Here is an 18,887-nt window from a genome sequence, read left to right as displayed (position 1 = left end):
CATGAGCACGACCACGGAACTCACCGAGACCACGCTCCTGCGGTTCGCCACCGCCGGTTCCGTCGACGACGGCAAGTCCACCCTCGTGGGCCGACTGCTGCACGACTCCAAGTCGATCCTCACCGACCAGCTGGAGGCCGTGGAGCGCGCGTCGGCTTCGCGGGGGCAGGAAGCCCCTGACCTCGCGCTGCTCACCGACGGCCTGCGCGCCGAGCGCGAGCAGGGCATCACGATCGACGTGGCCTACCGCTACTTCGCCACACCGAAGCGCCGGTTCATCCTCGCCGACACGCCCGGCCACGTGCAGTACACCCGCAACATGGTGACGGGTGCCTCCACGGCCGAGCTGACGGTGATCCTGATCGACGCCCGCAACGGCGTGGTCGAGCAGACCCGACGGCACGCGGCCCTCGCGGCGCTGCTGCGGGTCCCGCACGTGGTCCTCGCGGTCAACAAGATGGACCTGGTCGACTACCAGGAGACGGTCTTCGCGGCCATCGCCGAGGAGTTCACGGCGTACGCACTCGAACTGGGCGTCCCCGAGATCACCGCGATCCCGATCTCGGCGCTGGCCGGCGACAACGTGGTGGACCCGTCGGCGAACATGGACTGGTACGGCGGGCCGACCTTCCTGGAGCACCTGGAGTCGGTCCCGGTCGCCCACGACCTGAGCCACTGCCACGCCCGTCTCCCCGTGCAGTACGTGATCCGGCCGCAGACCGCCGAGCACCCGGACTACCGGGGGTACGCGGGCCAGATCGCCGCCGGTTCGTTCCGCGTCGGCGAGTCCGTGACGGTCCTGCCGTCCGGCCACGCGTCGAGGATCGCCGGTATCGACCTGCTCGGCGAGCCGGTCGACATCGCCTGGACCACGCAGTCGGTGACCGTCCTCCTGGAGGACGACATCGACATCTCGCGCGGCGACCTGATCGTGCCCAGCAAGGACGCGCCGCCGACCACACAGGACGTCGAGGCGACGGTCTGCCATGTCGCCGACGCGCCGCTGACGGTCGGCCACCGGGTGCTCCTCAAGCACGGCACCCGTACGGTCAAGGCGATCGTCAAGGACATCCCGTCCCGCCTCACGCTCGACGATCTGTCCCTGCACCCGCATCCGGGACAGCTCGTCGCCAACGACATCGGCCGGGTGAAGATCCGCACCGCGGAGCCCCTGCCCGTCGACTCGTACGCCGACTCGCGGCGCACCGGATCGTTCATCCTGATCGACCCGAACGACGGCACCACGCTCACCGCGGGCATGGTCGGCGAGTCGTTCGCGTCCCCGGAGCCCGTCAAGGACGCGGCCGAGGACGACGGGTGGGACTTCTGACATGAACGTCATGGATTACTACTCCACGTTCGCGAAGGAGGGCGGCCGCGTCGGCAGCGGCGCCCTCGGCAGCGGGCAGGGCGGAGTCGCGCGATGTGCGTGCTGACGTACGCGCACTGCTTGCGCGCCCACACCCCCCGCCACCTGCGAAAACGAAGACCTGCCGACCTCCCGGCCACGACCTGAGAGACCGTGACCGCCGGGCCTCCGAGAGGAACACCTCCCGTGCCTGCAAAATCCGCTCTTCGCCGCACCTTCGCGGTCATAGCCGCACTCCCCCTTCTCACCCTCGCCGCCTGCGGCTACGGCTCCGAGTCGAAGGACGAGGGCACCGCCAAGGTCGCCGCCGGGGCTCAGAAGATCGACGGGCTCGACTCCGTCAAGATCGGTTACTTCGGGAACCTGACCCATGCCACCGCGCTGGTCGGTAACCAGAAGGGCTTCTTCCAGAAGGCGCTGGGCGCCACTGAGGCGAAGTACCAGGTCTTCAACGCCGGCCCGTCCGAGATCGAGGCCCTCAACTCGGGCTCCATCGACATCGGCTGGATCGGCCCCTCCCCGGCGATCAACGGCTTCACCAAGTCCAAGGGCACCAACCTGCGGATCATCGGCGGGTCGGCATCCGGCGGTGTGAAGCTCGTGGTCAACCCGGACAAGATCAAGACCTTGAAGGACGTCAAGGGCAAGAAGATCGCCACCCCGCAGCTGGGCAACACGCAGGACGTGGCGTTCCTCAACTGGATCGCCGACCAGGGCTGGAAGGTCGACGCGGAGAGCGGCAAGGGCGACGTGTCGGTCGTCCGCACCGACAACAAGGTCACCCCGGACGCCTACAAGTCCGGCTCCATCGACGGCGCCTGGGTGCCGGAGCCGACCGCGTCCAAGCTGGTCGCCGAGGGTGCGAAGGTGCTGCTCGACGAGGCGGACCTGTGGCCGGACAAGAAGTTCGTGATCACGAACATCATCGTGTCGCAGAAGTTCCTCAAGGAGCACCCGAAGGCCGTCGAGGCGGTCCTGAAGGCCTCCGTCGAGACCAACAAGTGGATCAACGCCAACTCCGACGCGGCGAAGACCGCGGCGAACAAGCAGCTGGGCATCGACTCGGGCAAGGAGCTGCCGGCCGCGGTCCTGGACCCGGCGTGGAAGTCCATCCAGTTCACCAACGACCCGCTGGCCTCCACCCTCAACACCGAGGCGGAGCACGCGGTGAAGGCCGGTCTGCTGGAGGACCCGCTGCTGACGGGCATCTACGACCTCACGCCCCTGAACACGGTCCTCAAGGCCGCGGGTGAGAGCACGGTCGACGACGCCGGTCTCGGCGTCAAGTAAGCACCGATCCCTCAAGTCCCCAGGAGGTGACGACCATGGCCACCGCTATCGCCAAGGCCGGACCGGCCGAGTCGGTCGAGTACGCCGCCCGCATCGAGCACGTCTCGAAGTCCTTCGCCGGGCCCGCCGGGCAGCAGCTCGTCCTCGACGACATCACGCTCGATGTCGCACCGGGTGAGTTCGTCACCCTCCTGGGGGCCTCGGGCTGTGGCAAGTCCACGCTGCTCAACCTCGTCGCGGGTCTCGACAACCCGAGCGCGGGCAGCATCAGGACCGACGGGCGCCCTGCCCTGATGTTCCAGGAGCACGCCCTGTTCCCGTGGCTGACCGCGGGAAAGAACATCGAACTCGCCCTGAAACTGGGGGGAGTTCCGAAGAACGACCGGCGCGGCCGCGCCGAGGAGCTGCTCGCGCTCGTCCGGCTGCAGGGCTCGTACGACAAGCGGGTGCACGAGCTGTCCGGCGGAATGCGCCAGCGGGTCGCGCTGGCCCGGGCGCTCGCCCAGGAGAGCCGGCTGCTGCTGATGGACGAGCCGTTCGCGGCGCTCGACGCGATCACGCGTGACGTGCTGCACGACGAGCTGACCCGGATCTGGGCGGAGACGGGCGTCTCCGTCCTGTTCGTCACGCACAACGTGCGGGAGGCGGTGCGGCTCGCGCAGCGGGTCGTCCTGCTGTCGTCCCGGCCGGGCCGGATCGCGCGCGAGTGGACGGTCGAGATCCCGCAGCCACGCCGTATCGAGGACGCCCCCGTGGCCGAACTGTCCATTGAGATCACCGAACAACTGCGTGGGGAGATCCGCCGTCATGGCCAGCAGTGACACGAAGTCGGGCCTGACGGACACGCGTCAGGACCGGTCCGACGGCAACCTCCAGACCGCCGGCCTGGAGGCCGGTCTGGACGCCCTGGAGAACGTGGCCACCACGCGCACGCCCTTCTCGGTGACCTTCCGCGCCAAGATCCTCCCGCCGCTCATCGCGACCGGCGTGGTGCTGCTGGTCTGGCAGTCGCTGATCACCTTCAACGTCGTCACCGACCCGACCAAGCTGCCCTCGCCCGGCGATGTGGCGGCCGAGTTCAAGGACGCCTGGCTGGAGGGCAAGCTTCTCGGCTACATCTGGACCAGTGTCGAGCGCGGTCTGCTCGGCTTCCTGCTGGCCCTGGCGATCGGCACCCCGCTGGGCCTGGTGGTGGCCCGGGTGAAGTTCATCCGCGCGGCGATCGGACCGGTCCTGTCGGGCCTCCAGTCGCTGCCGTCGGTGGCGTGGGTGCCGCCCGCCGTGCTGTGGCTGGGCCTGAACAACTCGATGATGTACGCGGTGATCCTGCTCGGCGCGGTCCCGTCCATCGCCAACGGCCTGGTCTCCGGTATCGACCAGGTGCCGCCGCTGTTCCTGCGGGCGGGCCGCACGATGGGCGCGACCGGCTGGAAGGGCGCCTGGCACATCGTCCTGCCGGCCTCGCTGCCGGGCTATCTGGCCGGTCTGAAGCAGGGCTGGGCGTTCTCCTGGCGCTCACTGATGGCCGCGGAGATCATCGCCTCCTCGCCCGACCTGGGCATCGGTCTCGGCGCGCTGCTGGAGAACGGCCGCAACGCCAGCTCCATGCCGATGATCTTCGAGGCGATCTTCCTGATCCTGTTCGTCGGTATCGCCGTCGACCTGCTGTTCTTCAGCCCGCTGGAACGGCGGGTGCTCCGCAGCCGCGGCCTCCTGGTGAAGAGCTGAGCCATATGTACGACAAGCCGGTCCTCCTCGTCATCGCCCACGGCAGCCGCGACCCGCGGCACGCTGCGACCGTGCACGCCCTCGTACGGCGCGTACGGTCGCTGCGGCCGGGGCTGCGCGTGGAGACCGGCTTCCTGGACTTCAACATCCCGTCCGCACAAGGGGTGTTGGAGTCCCTGGCGGCGGAGGGCGTACGAGATGTCGTGGCCCTCCCCCTCCTCCTGACCCGCGCCTTCCACGCGAAGGCGGACATCCCGGCGGTCCTGCGGGACGCGCCGCGCGGGTTGCGAATCCGTCAGGCGCAGGTGCTCGGCCCGTCGCCGCTGCTGATGTCCGCTCTCGAACGGCGGCTGTACGAGGCGGGGTTGACGCCCGCCGACAAGTCCTCGACCGGGGTCGTGCTGGCCTCGGCGGGGTCCACCGACCCGGAGGCGATCGCAGTGATCGCAGAAATCGCGCGGGAGTGGCGGCACACCGGTTGGTGCGCCGTGCGGCCTGCGTTCGCCTCCGCCGCACTCCCCCGCACCGAGGACGCGGTACGGGAACTGCGGGAGCTGGGCTGCGAGCGCGTCGCCGTAGCGCCTTATGTCCTCGCCCCCGGTTTCCTCCCGGACCGCATCGCGCGGGGCGCGGAGCGGGCGGACGTACTCGCGGACGTCCTGGGACCGGCGCCCGAGGTGGCCCGGCTGCTGCTGCGCCGGTACGCGGAGGCGGCGGTGCGGATACCGTTGGCGGGGCGGGCCGCGGTGAGCGCGTAGGCCGAGCGGACGATCGGGCGAGCGGGCGAAGTGCGCCCTCGTCTCACCAGCGCACGTGCCAGGGCACCCGGGTCACTCCGTTCGCCAGCAGTTGCTGGAGCACGGGGGTGAACGGCCGCTCGTATCCGTGGTCCTGCGTCAGTTGCAGCTCCCGCAGCCGGGGCATCTCCAGCAGGGGCGTCCAGTCCTCCAGCCGGTCGCAGCCCAGGAGGCCGAGCCGCTCCAGTTCCGGGAAAGCGCCGATCCCGCCGATGTCGGTCAGGTAGCTCTGCCGCAGGTCCACCGTGGTCAGGGCGGTGAGCCGCTTCAGAGGGGCGAGGTCCGGCCAGGAGAGTGCGGTCGCCTCCAGGTGGGTCAGTTGGGCGGGCAGATCCGTCACCTGAGGGCAGCCGAACAGCCTCAGCCTCTTCAACTCGGGCTTCGCCTCCAGGGACGCCAGGCTCCCCAGCAGGGGCAGGCTCAGCAGCTCCATCCGGGAGTTGTGCGATCCGGCGAGCGCGTCGATGTCGGTCAGCAGCGGAAAGCCGTTCAGTGTCAGCTGATCGGCGTCCGGCAGCCCGCCCTGCTCCCCCAGTGTCGTGACCAGGGGCATTTCCCACAGTTCCAGCTCGCTCAGGGCAGGCAGATGCCCGATGCCGTGCACCGACTTCACAGCGTGGCAGCGCCAGACCGTCAGCCTGCGCAGCGAGGGGTAGGCACGGATGCCGTCCAAGGTGCGCAGGGACGGGCACTCGATGATCCGCATGTGGTCCATCAGGGACATGGCGGGCAACTGTGAGAGGTCGGTGAGCGCGTCCAGATCGAGCGCGTCGAGTTCACGGAGCCCGGGGACGTGCTCCAGGGCGGAGAAGTCGGCCAGGTCCGGGCAGCGCTCCGCGCGGAACCGCTCGATGGGTGAGCCCTGCAGCCCTTCGAGGGTGGTGAGTTGTTCGCAGTCCTTGACGCAGACATAGGTGAGGCCGGTCAGTGCGCCCAGGCCGCGTACGTCGCGCAGGGCGGAGCAGCCGTCCACCGTCAGTTCGGAAAGGCCCGGGTGGGCTCCCAGGCCGGTGAGGGTGGCCAGCTTGCGGCAGTCGGTGATCCGCAGCTCGGTCAGCCCGTTCAGCGCGCGAATGCCCTCCAGGGTGGTCAACGAGGCACAGCTGCTGAGGTCGAGTTCGGTGAGGGCGGGCAACGTCGTGAGGCCCCGAAGGCTGCGCAGCCCGGTCCAGCCGAGGTCGAGCGTGGTCAGCCGGGTCAGTCCGGCGAGCTGGCCGGCCTCGCGGAAGGAACGGCAGCCGCGCATGGTGAGGGTGCGCAGGTCCGGAAGCGCCGCGGGCAGGCCGGTGACGTCACGCACCTTGGTCATGCTGAGGTCCAGCTCGCGCAGACCGCCCAGGGTGAGCAGCGGGCGGATGTCGGTGACCTGACGGCAACGGTGCAGATTGAGCCGGGCGAGCGCGGTCAGGGTGCTCAGCGGGGCCAGGTCGGATATCCCGGCGCAGCCGTTGAGGTCGAGGTCGGTCAGGCCGGTGAGCGCGGCGAGGTCGCCGAGGTCGGTGACCTCCTTGCACCGGTCCAGGTGGAGTGTGCGGAGCATGGTCAGATGGCGCAGGCCGCGCAGCGACGTGATCCGGCGCAGCCGTAACTCGGTGCGGCCCTCACGGGCGAGAGCGGGCGCGAGGAGGAGTTCGCAGAAGCGGTCCGGGTCGGCGGCGCGGGGCAGTTCGCGCAGCAGCAGGTCGCCGGAGTAGGCGGCGGTGGGCGCGAAGCGGGCGGCGAGGTCGAGGGCGGCCCCGTCGTCGTGAACGGTGAGCAGTTCACATATCGCCTTGCGCGCGCGTGCGGGGGTGGCGGTGGCGAGCAGGCCGCGCAGTTCGCCGACCAGGGGATGGGCGTCGGGTGCGTCGGCGGAGACGGGGTTCTGGGCAGTCATGGCGTGGAGCTTAGGGGTGGGGTACGACAACGGGGTTGGAGCTGGGTCGGGGTGGCCCCTCCCCCGGTCGTCGCCGCCCGGTCTCGCGCTAGGGACGACCGGCCGCGGGCTCTTGCACAGACGCGACGGCCTCGTCCGCCAGCCGTACGAGTTCCGCCGACGGCAGCGAACCCGCCGGCCGCCGTTCCCTGGCGAAGGTGTCGGCCAGCCGTTGCAGCAGCTCGTTCAGCGGGGTCGGTACGCCGTGCAGCCGGCCCAGGAACACGATCTCGCCGTTGAGATAGTCCGTCTCGATCGTGCCGGTGCCCCGGGCCAGGGACTGCCAGGTGGAGCCGCCGCCGGGCTCGACGCCGGGGAGCGGTCGCAGGGTGATCCTGTCGCCCCGCCTCGCCTTCTCCTCCTCGGCGCTCGTGTACGGGATCCCGGCCGCCGCGAGCACCGACTCGCCCTCGGCGTACACCCGTTGGCGCAGCCGTTCGCTCTCCTCGCTGTCCGCGGCGCCGCTGAGCGCCTGGATGGCGTTGCCGAGGTTGGTGAGCAGCTTGGCGTACAGCCACCGTGTGACGTCCGGGACGACGGGTGCCTCGAACGTCGTCTTCTCCAGGTCGGCGGCGATCCGGCGGAGGGTGTCGTCCGTGCCGTGCGGGTAGCGGCCGAGGTGGAGGATGCCGGTGAGCGGCGCGCCGGCGGCGGAGACGACCCCGGGTTCCACGTAGGTCGCGGGCAGCCAGACGCAGACCCCGTAGACGTGCCGGAAGCGGCGCAGCGCGAGGCGCGGGCCCTCCACGCCGTTCTGTGCGCAGAGCAGCGGCAGCCGCTCGGCCGCCGTACCGCCACCCGCGACGGGCACCGGTCCCCAGGCCGCCAGGGCGCCTTCGCTGTCCTGCGTCTTCACGGCGAGGACGAGTACGTCGTCGGCGCGCAACTCCCCGAGTCCGGCGGGTCCGTCGACGGTCGGCAGGCGGTACGTGTGCTGCCCGTCCGGGGTCACCAGGCGCAGCCCGTGCGCGCGCAGCGCCTCGTACTGCGTGCCCCGGGCGACGAGGACCACCTCGTGCCCCGCCCCGGCCAGCCGCCCGCCGATGGCGCCGCCGACCGCTCCTGTCCCGATGATGATGTAGCGCATACCGATCAGCTTGCCAGCAGGGAACCCAGGTCAGTCGCCCTCGGTCAGTTCCACCAGCTTGACCACCGTGTTCCAGTTGCGGGTGGTCGCGATCAGGCCCTTCAGGAACCGGGGTTTGGCGAGCTGCTCGGCGAGCTTGGAGCGGCCGAGGCCGTCGGGGGCGTACAGGTACAGGGCGCGGTCGCCGAGGCGGAACTCCTCGGGGAGGTGGGCGGGTTGGTCGATCTCCGCGAAGCGGGTCTCGTCGACGGGGGTGGAGAAGTAGGTGACGTGGAGTTGCTTGGCCTCCAACTCTGCTGCGGGGAAAGGGCAGTTGTCCCTGATCGCGCGGAGGTGGGCGTGGTCGCGCACGATCACGTCGACGGTGAATCCGAAGTGCTTCTCGATGGCCCGCGAGATCTCCCCGGCGAGGGACTCCTCGTCCCCGTGACCGGCGGCGAACACGGCGTTGCCGCTCTGGAGGTAGGTGCCCACGCCGTCGTATCCGAGGCCCTCCAGGAGGGTGCGCAGCTCGGCCATGGGGACCTTCTTGTTGCCGCCCACGTTGATGCCGCGCAGCAGCGCCGCGTAGGTCTTCGTCGCCTGCTCACCTGTCGTCATCCGCTCACCATAGGGCGGCCCACTGACAGTCGCCCCTGACGAACCACCCCGAGATCGTCTTTTACATGTAGGGGACCGGTGTCCTACCCAGTGGGGAGACACCGGCATCCGACGGGAGGACTTTCGTCGGCCGCACCTCACCGGGGAGCACGACGAGACGCTCTTATCCGGCCCATACCTTCGAACTAAAGGTGATGGCAGGGGGCTGTCGCCGCTTACGAGGGGGCAAGCCCGTCATGGGGAACGGAGAAACGCGGGTGCGGGGCATAGCCGCCCGGGCCGGCGGCTGGAGCGCCAAGCATCGCTGGGCGGCCGTCGGGATCTGGGTGCTGTTCGTCGTCCTGGCGATGGGGCTCGGCTCGGCGGCGGGCAGTGTCGAGGTCAAGGAGAGCGACCAGCTGGGGGGCGAGACCCACACGGCTGCCAAGATCGTCGAGGATGCCGGGATCGACGAACCGTCCAGTGAGACCGTCCTCATCCAGGCGAAGGACGGGAGCCTCAACGCCACGGACCCCGCGTTCCGGGCCGCCGTCGCCGACGTCATGAAGGCGGTCGACGGGACCGGCCGGGTCACGGACGTGCAGTCGCCGTACGACACGGACACCCTCTCGAAGGACGGACGCAGCGCGCTCGTCCAGTTCGACATGCGGGGCGACGCCGAGACGGCGGGCGAGCGGGTCGAGCCGGTGCTGAACGCCGTCGCGGACGTCCAGAAGGACCACTCGGAGCTGCGGATCGAGGAGATCGGCGGCGCCAGTATGAACAAGACGTTCGACGACGCCTTCGGTGACGACTTCAAGAAGGCCGAGTACTCCGCCGTGCCGGTGGCCCTCGGCATTCTGCTGATCGCGTTCGGCGCGGTGGTCGCGGCGCTGCTGCCGGTGGCGCTGGCGATCACCGCGATCGTCGCGACGATGGGCCTGATGGGCCTCGTCAGCCATCTCCAGCCGATGGACGACACGGCCAGCTCCGTGATGCTGCTCGTCGGTCTCGCGGTCGGTGTCGACTACTGCCTGTTCTATCTGCGCCGGGAGCGCGAGGAGCGGGCCGCGGGCCGTACGCCGGAGGTCGCGCTGCAGATCGCCGCGGCGACCAGTGGCCGCGCGATCATCGTCTCCGGTGTCACGGTGTGCGTGGCGATGGCGGGCATGCTGTTCACCGGGCTCGCCACGTTCGAGGCGATGGGCCTGGCCTCCCTGATGGTCGTGGCGGTCGCCATGGTCGGTTCGGTGACGGTCCTTCCGGCGCTGCTGTCGCTGCTCGGCGGGCGGGTCGAGAAGGGCCGGATCCCGTTCCTGCACCCGGACAAGCGGCGCAAGAACGGGAACGGCAAGGGTGGCGGGGAGAGCCGGTTCTGGACGGCCGTGTTGAAGGTCGTCCTCGCCAGGCCCGCCATCGCGCTGGTGGTCGCGGCCGGTGCGCTGCTCGCCATCACCGCGCCCGCGCTCGGCATGAAGACCCAGAACCTCACCCTGGACCAGGAGTTCGGCGACTCGCTGCCGATCGTCGGCACCTACAACCGCGTCAACGACGCGTTCCCCGGCGGCTCCGACCCCGCCGAGGTGATCGTCAAGGCGAAGGACATCAACGCGGCCGACGTGAAGTCCGCGCTCGCCGACTTCCGTGCGCAGGCGATCAGTTCGGGTGCCTCGCGCGGCCCGGTGGACATCAAGCTGCACGACGCCGAGAACATCGCCTTCGTGTACGTCCCGCTGGTCGGCGGCTCCGACCTGGACAAGGCCGGCGAGAGCCTGGACAAGCTGCGCGACGAGGTACGCCCGGCCACACTCGGCAAGGTCGACGGCGTCCAGGCGCCGATCACCGGGCAGGTCGCAGGCTCGAAGGACTTCAACGACCAGCTGGCCGGCGCGGTCGCCCCGGTCTTCGCCTTCGTCGTCGTTTTCGCCTTCCTGCTGATGCTCCTGTCGTTCCGCTCCCTGACGATCGCGATCACCTCGATCGTGCTCAACCTCCTCTCGGTCGGGGCGGCTTACGGCATCCTGGTCGCCGTCTTCCAGCACGGCTGGGGCGCGGGGCTGGTGGGCGCGGAGGGCGTGGGCGCCATCATCACCTGGCTGCCGCTGTTCCTCTTCGTGATCCTGTTCGGCCTGTCGATGGACTACCACGTGTTCGTCGTCTCCCGTATCCGCGAGGCGCGGCTGCGGGGCCGTACGACGAAGGACGCGATCCAGCACGGCGTGGTCACCACGGCCGGGGTCGTCACCAGCGCCGCCGTCATCATGGTGGCCGTGTTCGCGATCTTCGGGACGCTGTCGATGCAGTCCATGAAGCAGATGGGCGTGGGCCTCGCGGCCGCGGTGCTCATCGACGCGACGATCATCCGGGGTGTGCTGCTGCCCGCGGTGATGGCACTGCTCGGCGAGCGCAACTGGTACTTCCCGAAGTGGCTCAACCGGCTGCCCGACCTGACGCACGACGAGTCTCCCGAGGCGGTCACGCCGAGGGTGGAGGGCGGCGAGCGGATCAGCGTCTGATCTATCGCCAGTTCCCTTCCAGAGAGGGCCCGTTGGTCACCGGGGAGCCAACGGGCCCTCTTCACGTCATACGCCGGACAGCTCGGCCTCGATCAGGTCGGCGGCCCGCCGGGTGCCGCCCTCCCTCGCCATTCCAGCCTGAACTTCCTTGAGCCGCCTGGCGACTTCGGGATCGTCCACAAGGGCGAGGGCTGCCGCGCGCAGCGCCTGGGCGGTCGCCTCCTCCATCGGCAGATGCCGGGCGACTCCAAGCCCCTGCAGCATGTCGGCGTTGCCGAACTGGTCGACCGCCTGCGGTACGGCGATCATCGGCGTGGCGGTGGCCAGCCCCTCCTGACTGCCGCCGGCTCCGGCATGCGTGACGAACAGGTCGGCCTGCCGCAGGACCGCCAACTGCGGTACCCAGGACCGCACTTCGACATTGGCCGGTACGGGGCCCAGCTCGTCCGCGTCGACATGCCTGCCGACCTGGAGGACGAGGTGCCACCCCGGCAGGTCGCCGAAGGCCCGCACGCACTCCCGGTAGAACTCCGGCTGCTTGGTGAAGGCCGACCCGAGCGACACGAGGACGACTTTCTCGGCGTCGGCAGGCCGCTGCCAGTCCCCCTGCGCGGACCGGTCGCCCTGACAGGCGCCGACGAAGGTGTGGACGTGCTCGTCGACGCGGTCGGCGTTGGGCTGCAGCACCTTGGGGATCAGGACGAGGGAGCGGGCGGGGCGGCCGGCGAAGGGGTCGGGGTGCTGGGTGATCCCGTTCTCCTTCAGCCAGCCCTCGAAGCGCGCGTAATAGGCCTGGCCGCGCTCGGTCTGCCGGGGCTCCGCCCACATCGGCTCGGCGACCTCCTCCTCGTACCCGTCCCAGGCGACGAGGTTCGGCGAGAGGGAGATGGCGGCCACGCTCCAGCGGTGGGCGAGGACGCGGGCCGGGTAGGAGGTGATGTCGTGCAGGACGAGGTCGGGTGTATCCCCCTTGCCTCCCTCGTATGCCTCGATGAGCTGCGGCAACGCCTGGATGGCGTCGGCGAGGAAGGGTTCGACGTTGTCGAGGAGGGTGGTGCCCCAGGCCGCCGGGTCGTCGTCGGGGCCCGGCAGCGTCGATGTGTAGGGCACGGGCCTGGCTCCCGTCTCGGCCACCTTGTCGGCGAAGGCAGGCGGGATCGCGTACGTGACGCGGTGCCCTCGGGCCACCAGCTCGCGGATCACCTCGATGCTGGGGTTCACGTGGCCGTGGGCGGCGATGGAGAACATGGCGATGTGGGCGGGGGTCGTGCGGGTGCCGGTCGCGCGGAAGGTGGTCATGCGGGAGGTGGTCATGTTCTCGACCGTAAGCGAGACGATACGTCTCGTGCAACTTGATTAGAAGTCCCCGCCATGGCCACTCACCGCTGATAGCGCGCCAGCACCAGATTCCCGTCCTTCTCCAGCCGTTTCCGCAGTTCGGCGAGGTCGATCGCCCCGCTGTAGTACTCCTGGAACGCGGGCGTCGCGACCTTGTCCTTCCACTCCGGGTAGCCCCGTACGGACTGGGCGGGGGCCGAGCGGAGGTGGCCGGCGAGGGCGGTGCCGGTGGCCCAGCCGTCCTTCGGTGTCCGCAGGGACGGGGACTTCAGGGCCTCGGTGCCCGTGGGGAGCATCCAGTCGCCCAGGGCGAGGCGGACCATGTTCTCGGGGCGCAGCATGAAGTCGATGAACTCGGCTGCCTCGCGCGGGTGCCCGCTGTCCTCGGCGATGGAGAGGGTCTGCGGGCTGACTCCTTGGGTGAGCCCGTCGGCGCCCGCCGGTGCGGGCAGCACCTGCCACTCGAAGCCCTTCGGTGCCTGCTGCGCGATCTGCTGCCGGTAGGAGAAGCCGAGCGGGACCATCGCGTACCGTCCGCCGAAGAACCCGGGCAGGGTGTCGGAGCCGCCGCTGCCGAGGGTGGTCGGCGAGGCACTGTGGTCGGTGTTGGCCTGGTCGTGGATGGTGCGCGGCACGGTCTGGTCCGCCGCCTCGAACCGGATCGTCACCTTACCGTCGGCGCCCCGGTGGAAGAGCTGCCCGCCCGCCGACAGTGACAGGTTGAGGGTGGCGGAGACGGGCTCCTTGAGCGGCCAGGCGACACCGTACTTGCCGTCGCCGTCGCCGAGTTGTCGGGTGATCCGCCTGAACTCAGCCCAGCTCCACGGCTGTTCGGGCGTCGGGATCCGTACGCCCGCTTCCCTCAGCCACTTGGCGTTGGCGATCAGCACGCGCGGCTCCTGGAGGAACGGCACGCCGTACACCCCGTCCCCGAAGGTCGTCGTGTCCCAACTGCGCTGCGGGATGTCGGACTTGAGCCGCCCGGGCAGCAGTTCACGCAGATCGGCGAGGTAGCCGCCGTACGCGAAGTCCGCGAGGTCGTCCGAGGCGTCGTGGATGATGTCGGGGGCCTCGCCGCCCTCGAAGGAGGTGAGCAGCTGGTCGTGGACGCTGTCCCAACTCCCTTGTACGTAGTCGACCTTGACGTCCGGATGGGTCGCGTTCCACTCCTTCACCAGCGCCTTGTTGGCGGCGACGGACTCGTCCTGCCAGGCGAGGGACTGGAAGCGGAGGGTGATCGTGCCGTCCGTGGCAGTGTCACCGCCGCCGGTGCAACCGGCGAGCAGCAGGCCGAGGACGACGAGGAGCCATCGCGCGCGCATCAGGCCTTCACCGCCCCGGCCGTCATACCGCCCGTGATCCGGCGCTGGATGATCGCGAAAACGACCAGCGAGGGCAGCGTCGCCAGGAACGCGGCGGCGGCCAGCGGGCCGAGGTCCGCCACGCCCTCCGCGCCGATGAAGTGCGTGAGGACGACCGGCAGGGTCTGCTTCTCCGGGGTCTTGAGGAGTACGAGCGCGAAGAAGAACTCGTTCCAGGCCGTGATGAACGCGAACAGTGCCGTGGCCACGATCCCCGGCGCGAGCAACGGCGCCGTGACGGAGACGAGGGTGCGCAGACGTCCGGCGCCGTCGACGGCCGCCGCCTCCTCCAACTCGGCGGGCACGGCCCGTACATACCCCACGAGCATCCACAGCGCGAACGGCAGCGACCACACCACGTACACCATCACCAGTCCGAAGACGGAGTCGATCAGCCGCAGGTTCTTCAGCACCAGGAACAGCGGGATGATCACCAGCACGAACGGGAACGCCTGACTGACCACCACCCACCCGGTCGCCGCCCGTCCGAGCAGCGTGCGGTGCCTGGCGATGACGTACGCCATCGGGGTCGCGATCAGTACGGCGATCAGCGCGGCCGAGACCGCCGCGAGCAGGGAGTTCAACGCAGCGTGCAGCAGGGGCTGTTCGTCGAAGGCCTGGCGGAAGTTGTCGAGGGTGGGGTGCTCCGGGATCCAGCGGGGGTGCAGACTGCCCAGTTCTCGCGGGGACTTGAAGGCGGTGGACAGGAGCCAGAGGAACGGGAGGGCGAGGAAGGCGAGATACGCGAGGAGGGCCGCGTACTGGCCGACGCGGGCGCTGGTGCTCGTCCTCACCTCTCCTCGCCTCCCCGCAGCCGGCCGACGAGGAACACGGCGAGCAGAACGGAGATCAGCGCGACCATCACACAGCCCATCGCCGCCGCGTAGCCGAACTGGCCGTAGCGGAAGGCCTCTTCGTAGGCGAAGAGCATCGGCAGTCGGGTACGTCCGCCGGGGCCGCCGTTGGTCAGGACGTAGACCAGGGCGAAGGAGTTGAAGTTCCAGATGAGGTTGAGGGCGGTGATGGCGAGCGCGATCGGTCTGAGCGCGGGCCAGGTGACCGTCCGGAAGCGGCGCCAGGCGCCGGCGCCGTCCATCGCCGCCGCCTCGTGCAGTTCGCGCGGGGTGTTCTGCAGCCCGGCGAGCAGGGCGACCGTCGTCTGCGGCATCCCTGCCCAGACGCCGACGACTATGACGGCGGGCAGCGCGGTCCCGAGGCCGCTGAGCCAGTCGCGACCGTCGCCCAGGCCCAGGTCGCGCAGGGTCTCGTTGAGGACACCGGCGTCCGCGTTGTAGACAAGTCGCCACATGATGCCGACGACGACCTCCGGCATCGCCCACGGGATGATCGCGAGGGCGCGGGCCAGCCAGCGCAGCCGTAACTCCTTGTTGAGGAGGAGCGCGAGGCCGAGGGCGAGCAGGAACTGCGGCACGGTCACCCCGACCGCCCAGACCAGCCCGATCCGGAACGACTCCCAGAACAGCCGGTCGTGCAGCAGGTCCTGGAAGTTGAGGGTGCCGATCCACTGCGTGGACGCGGTCCGGCCGGACTGGGCATCGGTGAACGCGAGCAGGATCCCGTACAGCAGCGGTCCCACGCTCAGGACGAGGATCGGGATCAGCGCGGGCAGAACGAGGAACCAGGCACCGTGGCCGGTGATCCGGCCGCCGCCGCCCGGTCCGGCCCGGGTCGTGCGCTTGGCCGGCCGCCTCACCCCGGTCACCAGTGTCACGTGGTCGGCTCCTTTGGTCGCCCGAGGTGGCCCCGGGAGTGGGCTCCGTCATGGTCGTGAAGCCGATGTACACAGTCAAGGCACCGCGCACACGCCCCCACCAGTGCGAATGCGACACTGACCGGCGGATGGCGTGAACCTGACGCCGTTCGCGGACGTACACAGCCCTGTACGAGGACTGCGTGGGAGCGGGAGGCGGACCATGGACGAGGCACAGGCCCGGGACGTACTGGCCACGGCGGGCGTACTGCCTGCCACGGCACCGGACATACGGCTTCTCGCGCTGGGCGAGAACGCGGTGTTCGCCGCCGGTGACCTGGTCGTCAAGGTGGGCCGCGACGCCGAACTCCTCGACCGCGCCCGGCGGGAGCTGGACATCGCGCTCTGGCTCGCCGAGGCGGACGTCCCGGCGGTCCGCGCGGCCGACCCGAAGCCGCTCCTCGTCGAGGGTCACCCGGTGACGGTGTGGCACCGGCTGCCCGATCCCGTACGCCCCGCCGAACCGGCGGATTTGGCCGAACTCCTACGGATCGTGCACGCCCTGCCGCTCCCCGCCACCTTCACGCTCCCGCCCCGTGACCTCCTGGGCGGCGTCGAACGCTGGCTGCGGCTCGCGGGCGACGCGATCGATCCGGCCGACGCGGCGTATCTGCGTGAGCGGCGGGACGGTTTCGCGACGGCCTCCGCCGCGCTCGTCCCGCGGCGTCCGCGCGGGCCGATCCACGGTGACGCGTTGCCGCGCAATGTGCACATCGGGTCCGACGGGCCTGTTCTGGTCGACCTGGAGACGTTCTCCGCCGATCTGCGCGAGCACGATCTGGTGGTCATGGCTCTGTCCCATGACCGGTATGGCCTGTCGACCGAGGCCTATGACGCGTTCACGGACGCGTACGGGTGGGATGTGCGGGAGTGGGAGGGGTGTGGGGTGTTGCGGGGGGCGCGGGAGACGGCGAGTTGTGCGTGGGTGGCGCAGCATGCGCCTGTTAATCCTCGGGCGTTGGGGGAGTTTGTGCGGCGGGTGGGGTCGTTGAGGGAGGGGGATTCGACTGTGCGGTGGTATTCGTTTTGAGCGCCTGGTGAACATGGACTTGCTGTTGTCTGGCGGCTGCGGGTTGTTGGTGGCTGGTCGCGCAGTTCCCCGCGCCCCTAAAAGGGGCGTTACTCCTCGGCCCTGATTGTCTGTGCTGCTTTGCTCAGTTCCTTCAGGACCGTCCTTACGGCCTTTCTGGCCGTTCGTTCTGGGCGGTGGAGGGCGTCGATTCTGCGTCTGGCCTGGACGCCGCTGAGGGGCTTCAGGACCAGGTCTGGGTGGGGGCGGGAGGTCCAGCGGGGCATGAGGGCGAGGCCTCCGCCGGCGGCTACTGCCTCTGCGGCTACCGCGAACTCGTTGATGCGGTGGGCGAGATGGGGGCGGCGGCCCGCTGCTGTGGCGATGGCCTCGATCGTCGCCATGATCGGGAAGCCGTCGTGTACGGCGATCCAGGGCTGGTCGGCGACGTCGGTCGGGGTCAGGCGTCGTTTGGCGGCGAGCGGGTGGTCGGCGGGCATGGCCACGTCGAGGGGTTCGCGCAGCAGCGGGGTCGCCGCCACCGTGCGCGGCCAGGGTGGGGCGTGGTCGAGGCGGTGGGCGAGGACGATGTCGTACTCCCTGGTCAGCGGTGGGAAGTCGTCCTGCGTGACGTCCTTGTCGGCCAGTGACAGCACGGGACCGTCCGGTCCGGCGAGGGCGCGCAGCAGCAGTGGGAAGAACGCGGCGCCCGCACTGTGGAACGCCGCCACCGACACCTCCCCGTCCGGCCGGTCCAGGAACTCCTCGACCGTGTGCCGGGCCCGCGCCAGCGCCGACTCCACCTCGGTCGCCGCGCCCGCCAGCGCCTGCCCGGCGTCGGTCAGGACCAGCCTGCGTCCCTGTCGCTCGGTGAGCGGGACGGGGATGGCTCGCTGGAGCAGTCGCAGTTGCTGCGAGATCGCCGAGGGCGTGACGAGGAGCGCGTCGGCGACCGCGGTGACGCTGCCCAGCTCACCGAGTTCGCGCAGGATCCGCAGCTGTCGTTCGTCCACGGGACCAGTGTAGGCGGACTGTGTAGGGAAACTAAAAGATCGTTGAAGAAGGTGGCCCTGGGCTTCAGGGTCACTGACAGTGCACCGTAGTCGCGTGTCCGACTCCCGCCGTACCGATGCGGTACTCCTCCTTGTCGCGCTCGTCTGGGGCTCCAGCTATCTGTCCGCCCAGACGGCCACCTCCGCCCTGCCCGTTCTCGTCGTCCTGTTCGCGCGGTACGCCTTCTCCGCGCTCGCCTGTCTCGGCCTGGTCGCCGCGGGGCGGGAACAGGGCCGGGGGTTTCGTCTGTGGACCCGGGAGGAGGTGCGGGCCGGGCTGCCGCTGGGGCTCACGCAGGCCGCCGTCCTCGTCGTGGAGACGTACGGTGTCGCCCACACGACCGCCGCCAACGCGGGTCTGATCATCAGCCTGACCATTGTGCTCACCCCTCTCCTCGACCGCGCCGGACACCCCGGCGGGCTGCCCCCGGCCTTCTACGCCGCCGCTGGCGTCTGTGTCCTGGCCGTCGGTCTGCTCATGTCCGGCAACGGCTTTCACGCGCCGCGGCTCGGGGATCTGCTGATGCTGGGCGCGGCGCTGGTACGGGCGGTCCATGTGGCGCTGGTCGGACGCCTCACGACAGGCCGGCCGATCCGGCCTCTCCACCTGACGACACTGCAGACCGTGATCGGCACGGTCGTGTTCCTCCCGGCGGCCGCCCCCTCCCTGCCGACGCTCACCCGCGCCGACACCGGGACCTGGATACAGCTGGTCTATCTCGCCCTGTTCTGCAGTGTGTTCGCGTTCCTGGCCCAGACGTGGGCTGTGCAGCGGACGTCGGCGAGCCGGGCCAGCCTGCTGCTGGGCACGGAGCCGATCTGGGCTGCGGCGATCGGGATCGCGCTGGGTGGCGAGCACTTGACGGTGCTGACGGCGTTGGGGGCGACCCTGATGGTGACGGGCACGTACTGGGGCCAGTCGGTGGAACGCGCCCACCGCGCCCGCTTGGCACCCACAAGGATTTCGCCCCCGCCGCCCCTACCCGTACCCATCCCTGGGGGCTCCGCCCCCAGACCCCCGCTACGGCCCTGAACGGGCCTTGTCCTCAAACGCCGGACGGGCTGGGTAGTCAGC

General features: G+C 70.1%; 15 protein-coding genes and 1 pseudogene. 8 read left to right on the top strand and 8 right to left on the bottom strand.

The window, feature by feature from the left end:
• Position 1: 1 nt before the first annotated feature.
• From ACWCRB_RS35035 to ACWCRB_RS35015, 5 genes are all read left to right on the top strand, one after another.
• A complete protein-coding gene (locus tag ACWCRB_RS35035) occupies positions 2 to 1,330 on the top strand; it encodes a sulfate adenylyltransferase subunit 1 (protein WP_450999905.1) in 1,329 nt (442 codons plus the stop codon).
• Between the two features lie 225 nt (positions 1,331 to 1,555).
• Positions 1,556 to 2,659 (top strand): aliphatic sulfonate ABC transporter substrate-binding protein, encoded by a 1,104-nt coding sequence (locus ACWCRB_RS35030; protein ID WP_450999904.1) that lies wholly within the window; start codon positions 1,556 to 1,558, stop codon positions 2,657 to 2,659.
• A gap of 35 nt (positions 2,660 to 2,694) precedes the next feature.
• Entirely contained in the window at positions 2,695 to 3,480 is a 786-nt protein-coding gene (locus ACWCRB_RS35025) for an ABC transporter ATP-binding protein (RefSeq protein WP_235474120.1), read from the top strand.
• Positions 3,467 to 4,387 (top strand): ABC transporter permease, encoded by a 921-nt coding sequence (locus tag ACWCRB_RS35020; protein WP_450999903.1) that lies wholly within the window; start codon positions 3,467 to 3,469, stop codon positions 4,385 to 4,387. Before ACWCRB_RS35025 ends, ACWCRB_RS35020 begins: the two co-directional genes overlap by 14 nt.
• A 5-nt stretch (positions 4,388 to 4,392) precedes the next feature.
• A complete protein-coding gene (locus ACWCRB_RS35015) occupies positions 4,393 to 5,145 on the top strand; it encodes a sirohydrochlorin chelatase (protein ID WP_450999902.1) in 753 nt (250 codons plus the stop codon).
• A 43-nt stretch (positions 5,146 to 5,188) separates the two neighbouring features.
• Here ACWCRB_RS35015 and ACWCRB_RS35010 read toward each other — a convergent pair whose 3' ends face one another.
• The 3 genes from ACWCRB_RS35010 to ACWCRB_RS35000 all read right to left on the bottom strand — a co-directional run bounded on the left by ACWCRB_RS35010 (position 5,189) and on the right by ACWCRB_RS35000 (position 8,786).
• Entirely contained in the window at positions 5,189 to 7,060 is a 1,872-nt protein-coding gene (locus ACWCRB_RS35010) for a leucine-rich repeat domain-containing protein (protein ID WP_450999901.1), read from the bottom strand.
• 88 nt (positions 7,061 to 7,148) lie between these two features.
• On the bottom strand, positions 7,149 to 8,186 hold the full coding sequence (locus tag ACWCRB_RS35005) for a ketopantoate reductase family protein (protein ID WP_450999900.1): 1,038 nt from the start codon (positions 8,184 to 8,186) through the stop codon (positions 7,149 to 7,151).
• A gap of 30 nt (positions 8,187 to 8,216) precedes the next feature.
• Positions 8,217 to 8,786, bottom strand: a complete 570-nt coding sequence (locus ACWCRB_RS35000) for a DUF1697 domain-containing protein (RefSeq protein WP_450999899.1) — start codon at positions 8,784 to 8,786, stop codon at positions 8,217 to 8,219.
• Positions 8,787 to 9,022: 236 nt separating this feature from the next.
• On the opposite strand from ACWCRB_RS35000, the gene ACWCRB_RS34995 reads away from it, so the two are divergent.
• Entirely contained in the window at positions 9,023 to 11,281 is a 2,259-nt protein-coding gene (locus tag ACWCRB_RS34995; protein ID WP_450999898.1) for an MMPL family transporter, read from the top strand.
• 66 nt (positions 11,282 to 11,347) lie between these two features.
• Here the strand turns inward: ACWCRB_RS34995 and mgt are convergent.
• The 4 genes and pseudogenes from mgt to ACWCRB_RS34975 all read right to left on the bottom strand — a co-directional run bounded on the left by mgt (position 11,348) and on the right by ACWCRB_RS34975 (position 15,712).
• Positions 11,348 to 12,638, bottom strand: a pseudogene (gene mgt / locus ACWCRB_RS34990) (macrolide-inactivating glycosyltransferase).
• A 22-nt stretch (positions 12,639 to 12,660) separates the two neighbouring features.
• On the bottom strand, positions 12,661 to 13,941 hold the full coding sequence (locus tag ACWCRB_RS34985; protein ID WP_450999897.1) for an ABC transporter substrate-binding protein: 1,281 nt from the start codon (positions 13,939 to 13,941) through the stop codon (positions 12,661 to 12,663).
• Positions 13,941 to 14,774, bottom strand: a complete 834-nt coding sequence (locus tag ACWCRB_RS34980) for a carbohydrate ABC transporter permease (RefSeq protein ID WP_450999896.1) — start codon at positions 14,772 to 14,774, stop codon at positions 13,941 to 13,943. The genes ACWCRB_RS34985 and ACWCRB_RS34980 overlap by 1 nt, the downstream gene beginning before the upstream one ends.
• On the bottom strand, positions 14,771 to 15,712 hold the full coding sequence (locus ACWCRB_RS34975) for a carbohydrate ABC transporter permease (protein ID WP_450999895.1): 942 nt from the start codon (positions 15,710 to 15,712) through the stop codon (positions 14,771 to 14,773). The genes ACWCRB_RS34980 and ACWCRB_RS34975 overlap by 4 nt, the downstream gene beginning before the upstream one ends.
• A 202-nt stretch (positions 15,713 to 15,914) precedes the next feature.
• Between ACWCRB_RS34975 and ACWCRB_RS34970 the strand changes: the two genes are divergently transcribed.
• On the top strand, positions 15,915 to 16,781 hold the full coding sequence (locus ACWCRB_RS34970) for a phosphotransferase enzyme family protein (RefSeq protein WP_450999894.1): 867 nt from the start codon (positions 15,915 to 15,917) through the stop codon (positions 16,779 to 16,781).
• Positions 16,782 to 16,870: 89 nt separating this feature from the next.
• On the opposite strand, the gene ACWCRB_RS34965 is transcribed toward ACWCRB_RS34970, so the two are convergent.
• Positions 16,871 to 17,773: a LysR family transcriptional regulator gene (locus tag ACWCRB_RS34965; protein ID WP_450999893.1), complete on the bottom strand. Its 903-nt coding sequence runs from the start codon at positions 17,771 to 17,773 to the stop codon at positions 16,871 to 16,873.
• A 94-nt stretch (positions 17,774 to 17,867) separates the two neighbouring features.
• Between ACWCRB_RS34965 and ACWCRB_RS34960 the strand changes: the two genes are divergently transcribed.
• A complete protein-coding gene (locus tag ACWCRB_RS34960) occupies positions 17,868 to 18,845 on the top strand; it encodes a DMT family transporter (protein WP_450999892.1) in 978 nt (325 codons plus the stop codon).
• Positions 18,846 to 18,887 lie beyond the last annotated feature (42 nt).

The organism is Streptomyces sp. NPDC002156 (genome assembly GCF_053593675.1).
Note: the sequence above shows the minus strand (reverse complement) of the source record. Positions and strands in the feature narration are given on the sequence as shown.

Excerpts from the sequence above, each read along its gene's own strand:
- ACWCRB_RS35035 (WP_450999905.1), top strand. The coding sequence starts at position 2 with ATGAGCACGACCACGGAACTCACCGAGACCACGCTCCTGCGGTTCGCC.
- ACWCRB_RS35025 (WP_235474120.1), top strand. The coding sequence starts at position 2,695 with ATGGCCACCGCTATCGCCAAGGCCGGACCGGCCGAGTCGGTCGAGTAC.
- ACWCRB_RS35020 (WP_450999903.1), top strand. The coding sequence starts at position 3,467 with ATGGCCAGCAGTGACACGAAGTCGGGCCTGACGGACACGCGTCAGGAC.
- ACWCRB_RS35015 (WP_450999902.1), top strand. The coding sequence starts at position 4,393 with ATGTACGACAAGCCGGTCCTCCTCGTCATCGCCCACGGCAGCCGCGAC.
- ACWCRB_RS35010 (WP_450999901.1), bottom strand. The coding sequence starts at position 7,060 with ATGACTGCCCAGAACCCCGTCTCCGCCGACGCACCCGACGCCCATCCC.
- ACWCRB_RS35005 (WP_450999900.1), bottom strand. The coding sequence starts at position 8,186 with ATGCGCTACATCATCATCGGGACAGGAGCGGTCGGCGGCGCCATCGGC.
- ACWCRB_RS35000 (WP_450999899.1), bottom strand. The coding sequence starts at position 8,786 with ATGACGACAGGTGAGCAGGCGACGAAGACCTACGCGGCGCTGCTGCGC.
- ACWCRB_RS34995 (WP_450999898.1), top strand. The coding sequence starts at position 9,023 with ATGGGGAACGGAGAAACGCGGGTGCGGGGCATAGCCGCCCGGGCCGGC.
- ACWCRB_RS34985 (WP_450999897.1), bottom strand. The coding sequence starts at position 13,941 with ATGCGCGCGCGATGGCTCCTCGTCGTCCTCGGCCTGCTGCTCGCCGGT.
- ACWCRB_RS34970 (WP_450999894.1), top strand. The coding sequence starts at position 15,915 with ATGGACGAGGCACAGGCCCGGGACGTACTGGCCACGGCGGGCGTACTG.